General features: G+C 68.6%; 7 protein-coding genes and 1 tRNA gene. 3 read left to right on the forward strand and 5 right to left on the reverse strand.

What is annotated here, in order from left to right; all coding sequences use genetic code 11:
* Positions 1–1,083, forward strand: a 1,083-nt coding sequence (locus tag VFL64_RS16710) for a S41 family peptidase (protein WP_489541508.1), incomplete at its 5' end; no start/stop codon positions are given.
* Positions 1,084–1,090: 7 nt separating this feature from the next.
* Here the strand turns inward: VFL64_RS16710 and VFL64_RS16715 are convergent.
* Together VFL64_RS16715 and VFL64_RS16720 are read right to left on the reverse strand one after the other, a co-directional pair.
* Positions 1,091–2,791: a diguanylate cyclase gene (locus tag VFL64_RS16715; RefSeq protein WP_489541509.1), complete on the reverse strand. Its 1,701-nt coding sequence runs from the start codon at positions 2,789–2,791 to the stop codon at positions 1,091–1,093.
* Positions 2,792–2,909: 118 nt separating this feature from the next.
* A complete protein-coding gene (locus tag VFL64_RS16720; protein ID WP_489541510.1) occupies positions 2,910–4,211 on the reverse strand; it encodes a hemolysin family protein in 1,302 nt (433 codons plus the stop codon).
* Positions 4,212–4,303: 92 nt separating this feature from the next.
* Between VFL64_RS16720 and VFL64_RS16725 the strand changes: the two genes are divergently transcribed.
* Together VFL64_RS16725 and VFL64_RS16730 are read left to right on the forward strand one after the other, a co-directional pair.
* Positions 4,304–5,125, forward strand: coding sequence for a symmetrical bis(5'-nucleosyl)-tetraphosphatase (locus tag VFL64_RS16725; RefSeq protein WP_489541511.1), 822 nt, complete (start codon positions 4,304–4,306; stop codon positions 5,123–5,125).
* 18 nt (positions 5,126–5,143) lie between these two features.
* Positions 5,144–5,231: transfer RNA gene (locus VFL64_RS16730), tRNA-Ser, on the forward strand.
* A 12-nt stretch (positions 5,232–5,243) separates the two neighbouring features.
* Here VFL64_RS16730 and VFL64_RS16735 read toward each other — a convergent pair.
* The 3 genes from VFL64_RS16735 to VFL64_RS16745 form a co-directional block, all read right to left on the reverse strand.
* On the reverse strand, positions 5,244–5,693 hold the full coding sequence (locus VFL64_RS16735; RefSeq protein ID WP_489541512.1) for a DUF2726 domain-containing protein: 450 nt from the start codon (positions 5,691–5,693) through the stop codon (positions 5,244–5,246).
* A gap of 101 nt (positions 5,694–5,794) precedes the next feature.
* Entirely contained in the window at positions 5,795–6,412 is a 618-nt protein-coding gene (locus tag VFL64_RS16740; protein WP_489541513.1) for a hypothetical protein, read from the reverse strand.
* A gap of 29 nt (positions 6,413–6,441) precedes the next feature.
* Positions 6,442–6,573, reverse strand: coding sequence for a diguanylate cyclase domain-containing protein (locus tag VFL64_RS16745; protein ID WP_489541514.1), 132 nt, complete (start codon positions 6,571–6,573; stop codon positions 6,442–6,444).
* Positions 6,574–6,579 lie beyond the last annotated feature (6 nt).

The following is a 6,579-nucleotide window of genomic DNA, read 5'->3' on the forward strand; positions in this document are numbered from 1 at the left end:
AACATCCGCATCGCCTACGTGCAGCCCGGTTCGCCTGCCGCGGCGGCCGGCCTGCGGCGCGGCGACACGCTCGTCAGCGCCGACGGCGCCTCGGCCGACGCCGCCAGCGGCAGCGCGGCAGACGACACGCGCCAGCTCGCCATGTACCCCATGAGCACCGGCGAATCACACCAGCTGGTGTTCACCCGCGCAGGCACCGCCGGCACGATCTCGGCACCGCTCACCTCGGCCAGTGTGACCATGACGCCCGTGCCGCTGGACACGGTGATCACCACCGGCAACGGCACCCAGGTCGGTTATCTGGTCTTCCACGACCACGTGGCGCCGTCCGAGGCGCAGCTCATCGCCGCCATCAACCGGCTGCGTGCGGCCAACGTGAGCGAGCTGGTGCTCGACCTGCGCTACAACGGTGGCGGCTACCTCTACATCGCCAGCGAGCTGGCCTACATGGTTGCCGGCCCCACGCGCACGGCCAACAAGGTGTTCGAGCGCACCGTCTACAACGCCAAGCGGGTGGCCGAGAACAGCAGCTCGAGCTCGCGCATGGGCTTCGCCAGCAGTTCCTGCATCATGGACGCGAACTACCGCTGCACGAACGTCGCGCCGCTGCCCACGCTCGACCTCGGCCGAGTGCACGTCATCACGCGCGCGGGCACCTGCTCGGCGAGCGAAGCCATCATCAACGGCCTGCGCGGCGCCGATGTCGACGTGCGGCAGATCGGCAGCACCACCTGCGGCAAGCCCTATGGCTTCACCGCCCAAGACAACTGCGGAATCTCGTACTTCCCGATCGAGTTCAAGGGCGTCAACGACAAGGGCTTCGGCGACTACGCCAGCGGCTTCGTACCGGGCGGCAGCGGCGCCACCGGCGTGCCTGGCTGCGCGGTGGCGGACGACCTGAGCAAACCGCTGGGCGACCTCAGCGAAGGCATGCTGGCCGCCACGCTGGACTACATCGCCACCGGCACCTGCCCGGCCGCACCGAGCAGCGGGCTGGAGCGCCCGCAGCAGCTGCAGGCCGACAAGGGCCTGATGCGGCGTGGCCCGCAGCGCGAGAACCGCCTGAGCGTCTCTCGCTCGTAAGTCACCCTTAGAAGGCCGCCACCACCACCCGGTTGCGGCCTTCGTTCTTGGCCTGGTACAGCGCAGCGTCGGCCCGCTCGAGCAGCTGGGCCATCTCGCAGCGCGCATCACCCACCCACAGCCCGAGGCTGACCGTCACCTTCAACCCGGGTGCGATCCGTTCCCAGGCGTGGCTTTCCACCGCCTGGCGCAGACGCTCACACGCCTCGCGGGACCATTCGAGCGAAGCCTGGTCGAACACGATCAGGAACTCTTCGCCGCCCATGCGGGCGATGAGGTCGCCCCCGCGCACGCGCGCGCGGAACAGGTCGGCGAGCGCGGTGAGCACCGCGTCACCGACCGCGTGGCCGAAGCCGTCGTTCACCTGCTTGAACGAATCGACGTCGAGTGCCACCACCGCCAGCGGCACGCCCTTGCGCACGCTGTGCGACATCAGGCGCGGCAACTCGCGCTCCACCTGGCGCCGGTTGCCCAGGCCGGTGAGCGGGTCGGCCAGCACGTAGCGGCGCAACTCGCGGGCCTGCGCCTGCAGGCGCTCGGCCTCGGCCGACATCTGCTCGGCACGCACACGCTGCAGCTCAGCCTCCATGCGCGAGCGCTCGGCGCCGAAGCGGGCCTGGTCGAGCTCCAGCCGGTTCATCATCAGACGCGACTGTGCGTCATTGCGCTGTGTGAGCTGCTCCTTGGTGAGCGCGTGGTAGGCCTCGTGGTGCGTCAGCGCCTCGGCCAGGTCACCACGGGCCTTGTGCGCGAGGTAGAGCTGCAGGTGCAGGTCTTGCACCATGGCGTTGGCGTACAGCTCCTGCGCACCGGCCAGCACCCCGTGGAGGATCGGGATGGCCTCGTCGTAGCGCTGCTGTCGCACCAGCAGTTCGGCGCGGTTGCCGTCGCAAGCCAGCACCAGGGAGCGGTGCCCGTGCTGCATGGCGAGCGCGCGGGCGTGGTCCATCAGCGTGAACGCAGCCTTCTCCTGGCCGCTCACGCCGAGGTAGCGGCCCAGGTTGGACAAGGTCAGCGCCTCTCGGTAGGCATTGCCCGAGCGGCGGGCGACGATCAGCGCTTCTTCGCCATGGCGGCGCGCGCGCTCGATGGCCTCGCGCGAGGCCTGGCGTTCGCCGCGCGATTCGTGGGCATCGAAGGCATCCGAAGCCACCACGCCCAGGTTGGTCAGCGCCCGGTAGATCTCTTCTTCGTTCTGCAGCTCGCGCGCCATCGCGAGCGATTCGGCCAGAAAGCGCTCGCCCTCCTCGTAGCGGCCGAGGTGCGACTTGGTCAGCCCCACGCGGTTGTAGGCCAGGCACAGCAGGCGCGCATCGCCGCTGGCGCGGGCGGCTTCGACGCTCTCGCTGATGTGGTCCAGCGCCTCCTGGTTCAGACCCAGGTCGAGGAAGGCCATGGCCATGTCGCACAGCACGTCGGCACGCGCAGCGTCGTCGCCCGTTTCGCGCAGCCGCGGGAGCACGGCCTGGCCGGCCGCCACCGCCTGCTCCGCGAGGCCTTCACGGCTGTTCAGTGTCACCAGCAGGCGCAGCGCCTGCGCCAGGCTGTCCGCATCTTGCGACTGGCGCGCCAGCGCTTCCGCCTGCAGGGCCAGTTCGATGCCGTGGGCATGCTCGTCGCGTGCGGCCGCCTCTTCGGCCCGGTGCAACAGCTCGGCGAGCGCGACCACACCGGGGGTGCTGGAGACAGTGGAGCCGGGCTTGTTCATGTCACGTGCGGCAGTGCTTGGCGGCCATTGTGCGGCGGGCTCACGCTTTCGGGCCGTTTTTCCGCACCCGCAGGCCAGTGCGAATGCACGGGCCCGTGGTGCGCCCGGCGGAACGAGCTCAGGCCGACTGAGGGCTGTTCTGCAGCGCCGTGGCCAGCACCTTGTCGACACGCTTGCCGTCGAGGTCGACCACCTCGAAGCGCCAGCCTTCCCACTCCACCGAATCGGTGGTCTGCGGCAGGCGGCCCAGCAGCAGCATCACCATGCCGGCCAGCGTGTTGTAGCGGCCGCGGTCTTCTTCGGGCAGCTCTTTCAGGCTCAGCCGGTCCTTCAGTTCGGGTACAGGGATCAGGCCGTCGAACAGCCAGCTGCCGTCTTCTCGGCGAATGGCCCAGGCGTCATCGGCGGCCGGCGTGGTGAACTCGCCGGTGATGGCCTCCAACACGTCGCGCACGGTGATCACGCCTTGCACCTCGCCGTACTCGTCGACCACGAACACCAGCTGCGAGCTGGAGGCACGGAACTGCTCCAGCAGCTCCATGCCCGACAGCGTCTCAGGCACGAACACCGGCGGCTGCAGCTTCTCGGTGAGCGACAGCGGCTGGCCCTGCATCTGCTGCTGCAGCAGCGTCTGCGCCGTGACCACGCCCAGCACATCGCTCAGACCGCCGCGACACACGGGATAGCGCGAATGCTCCTGGTGCGCCATGGCGCGCAGTACGGCATCGGGCGAGGCCGCGGCGTCGAGCCAGACAATGTCGGTGCGCGGGATCATCATCGAGCCCACCGTGCGGTCGTCGAGGCGGAACACGTTGCGCACAATCTGGTGCTCCTGCGCTTCGATCACCCCGGCGTCCAGGCCTTCTTCGAGGCTGGCGGCGATCTCTTCTTCGGTCACGGCCCGGCTCGGGCCGCCGCGGATGCCCATCAGGCGCAATGTGGCCTCGGTACACCACGAGAGCAGCTTGACGAAGGGCCGCGCGATCAGCGAGAGCCATTCCATCGGGTAGGCCACCAGGCGGGCCACCGTCTCGGGGTACATCTGCCCCAGTCGCTTGGGCACCAGCTCGCCGAAGATGATGGTGAGGAAGGTGATGCACATCACCACGAGCGCCGTGGCCGAAATGGCAGCCATCTTGGCCGAGACCCCGAAACTGCCGCTCAGCCACTCGGCCAGCGGGTCGGAGAAGGCCGCTTCGCCGACGATGCCGTTGAGCACGCCGATCGAGGTGATGCCAATCTGCACCGTGGAGAGGAACTTGGTCGGGTTCTCGTGCAGGTCCATCGCGACCTGCGCGCCGGAGTCACCGGCTTCCACCATCACCTGCAGCCGCGCCCGGCGGCTTGCGGTGAGCGCCATCTCCGACATGGCGAACAACCCGTTGAGCAGGATCAGAAAGACAAGAAGAGCTGTTTCCATGAACCGGGGCCCGCCCGGAACGCCGTTACCAAGAAGCGGGCAAGCGTAGCAGAGTGGGCTTGCGGCGCAGTGACTGGCTTCAGAATGCCGGCATGAACTACCTCATCGGCGACCTGCAAGGCTGCTGCGACGCCCTGGAGCGGCTGTTCGCACGCATCGGCTTCTCTCCTTCGCGCGACCATGCCTTCTTCCTGGGCGACCTGGTGAACCGCGGCCCCGCCTCGCTGGCCACCCTGCGTCGCCTGCATGGCCTGGGCGGAGCCGCCACCTGCCTGCTGGGCAACCACGACCTGCACCTGCTGGCCGCCGCCCATGGCGTGCGCCCGCCCGGCCGCGGCGACACGCTCGACGCCGTGCTGCAAGCTCCCGACCGCGCCGCCCTGCTCGACTGGCTGCGCCAGCAGCGCATGGCCGTCCAGGCCCACGGCTGGCTGATGGTGCATGCCGGCGTGCCTCCGCAGTGGGATGCGCCCACCACACTGCAACTGGCGGGCGAGGTGGAGCAGTGCCTGCGGGCACCCGATCTGGCGGACTTCCTGCACGTGATGTACGGCAACGAGCCTTCGCGCTGGGAACCCGGCCTGCAAGGCAACGACCGGCTGCGCTTCGCGGTGAACGTGCTCACGCGCGTGCGCTTCTGCAGTGCCGACGGCACGCTGGACTTCAAGACCAAGGAAAGCGCCAGCACCGCGCCCCCCGGCCGCTACCCGTGGTTCGAAGCGCCGCACCGGCAGACCGCGGGTGTGCCGATGGCGTTCGGGCACTGGTCGACGCTGGGCTTGGTGAACCGCCCCGACCTGCTCGCCATCGACACCGGCTGCGTGTGGGGCGGCAGGCTCACGGCCGTGCGCGTCGACGATGGCGCGCGCGAGGTGATTCAGGTGGAGTGCGAACAGGCGCAGCGGCCTGGGTGACTACAATCGCGCACTTCCGGAGGTGTGGCAGAGTGGTCGATTGCACCGGTCTTGAAAACCGGCAACGGGCAACCGTTCGTGAGTTCGAATCTCACCGCCTCCGCCAGTTCTATGGCTGTCACTTCGCGTGCGCAGTGACTTCGGCCTTGAGCGTCGCGATGTCCGGCACGGTCTTGAAGCGCAAGACGGTGTAGCCCGCATCCGTCAGCAGCAGTTCGGCCCTCGCGTCGGCCTCGCCGTTGTCCTTGCGGCTGGGGTCGTCCATCTCGATCACGGCCAGCACCTCGAAGGCCTTGTTGCACAGCACGAAGTCCGCCACCTTGCGGTTGAAGGTGTCGCGCGTGCGCCGGTGGGTGGCAGTGAGCAAGGACGAGAACGACACCCTGGCCAGCACGACGTGCTCCGGATAGGCCTCACGCAGCCGCGTGTACATCGATTGCGCGCTGGTCGTCATGAGCCGCCTGCGCCTCGGCGCCTCCTTGGGTGTCGCGCCCATCTTGCGGTTCAGCGCGTACAACGCTGCCACGACGAGTGCGACGATGACCAGGAGAGCGAGTGTCAGGCCCATGAGCGATGCCGTTGTGGTGAGGAGCGCTGATTGTGTCGCCGGAACCCGGCAGCGCTCTTCGGCCACGCCGCCATGGCGTTTCGGCTCGTAACCGGCCGCTGCTAGAAGAGGCCCGCGCCCTTGGCTGTGGTGACGACGATCCGGGCCAGCTCGGCCATCTGGCCGTTCACGTCGTTCGAAGGGGGCGCACTGGCACGGCCTGTCCACATCACGCGGCCGCTCGCGGCATCGGTGATGGTGCCGTTGGCCGCATAGCCGTTGGAAACCGCCCCACCGCCCACCGGTGCGGAGACGCCGACACCACCCCCGCCACTGCTTCCATAGCCGCCCATCCCGAAGCCGATCGAGAAGCCGGGGCTGACCACGGTGCTGCTTTGCGACACCGTCGATACCAGCGCAGCCTTGGCGCCTGCGGTCTTGGCCGCCGTGATGTACTGCCCGGGCGCCGGGTTGCCGGCGACGTCGGGCGCTGGAACCGGCGTGGCACCGGCGAGCCCCAGCTGGTAGACCAGCGCATCCTGGCAGACACGCCGCAGGACCAGGTCAGGCGCTTCGCAGACCACCAGCACCCGCGCACCTCTCAGCGGGTTGCCGGCGGACAGCTCGGGGTCGGCCCATTGCGCATCGAGCTGCGGCGAAGCACAACCCGCCAGCAGCAAGGTGCCGGCAGACGCGGCATACAGAGTCGATCGCGCAAGGCTGCACGCTGAAGTGCTCATCTCAATCTCCTTCTTGGCTCAGAGACCGATCAGCCTACACAAGTTCTGTTCTTTCCGGTGCGCTTGGCTTCGTACAGGGCTTCATCGGCCCGTTCCAGGGCCATTTCGATGCGCTCGCCCGGGCGATAGGCCGTGACCCCGGCCGAGAAGGTGACGAAGATGCGCTT

Source organism: Rhizobacter sp. (assembly GCF_035702065.1).
GTDB lineage: Bacteria > Pseudomonadota > Gammaproteobacteria > Burkholderiales > Burkholderiaceae_C > Rhizobacter.

Excerpts from the sequence above, each read along its gene's own strand:
- VFL64_RS16715 (WP_489541509.1), bottom strand. The coding sequence starts at position 2,791 with ATGAACAAGCCCGGCTCCACTGTCTCCAGCACCCCCGGTGTGGTCGCG.
- VFL64_RS16720 (WP_489541510.1), bottom strand. The coding sequence starts at position 4,211 with ATGGAAACAGCTCTTCTTGTCTTTCTGATCCTGCTCAACGGGTTGTTC.
- VFL64_RS16725 (WP_489541511.1), top strand. The coding sequence starts at position 4,304 with ATGAACTACCTCATCGGCGACCTGCAAGGCTGCTGCGACGCCCTGGAG.
- VFL64_RS16735 (WP_489541512.1), bottom strand. The coding sequence starts at position 5,693 with ATGGGCCTGACACTCGCTCTCCTGGTCATCGTCGCACTCGTCGTGGCA.
- VFL64_RS16740 (WP_489541513.1), bottom strand. The coding sequence starts at position 6,412 with ATGAGCACTTCAGCGTGCAGCCTTGCGCGATCGACTCTGTATGCCGCG.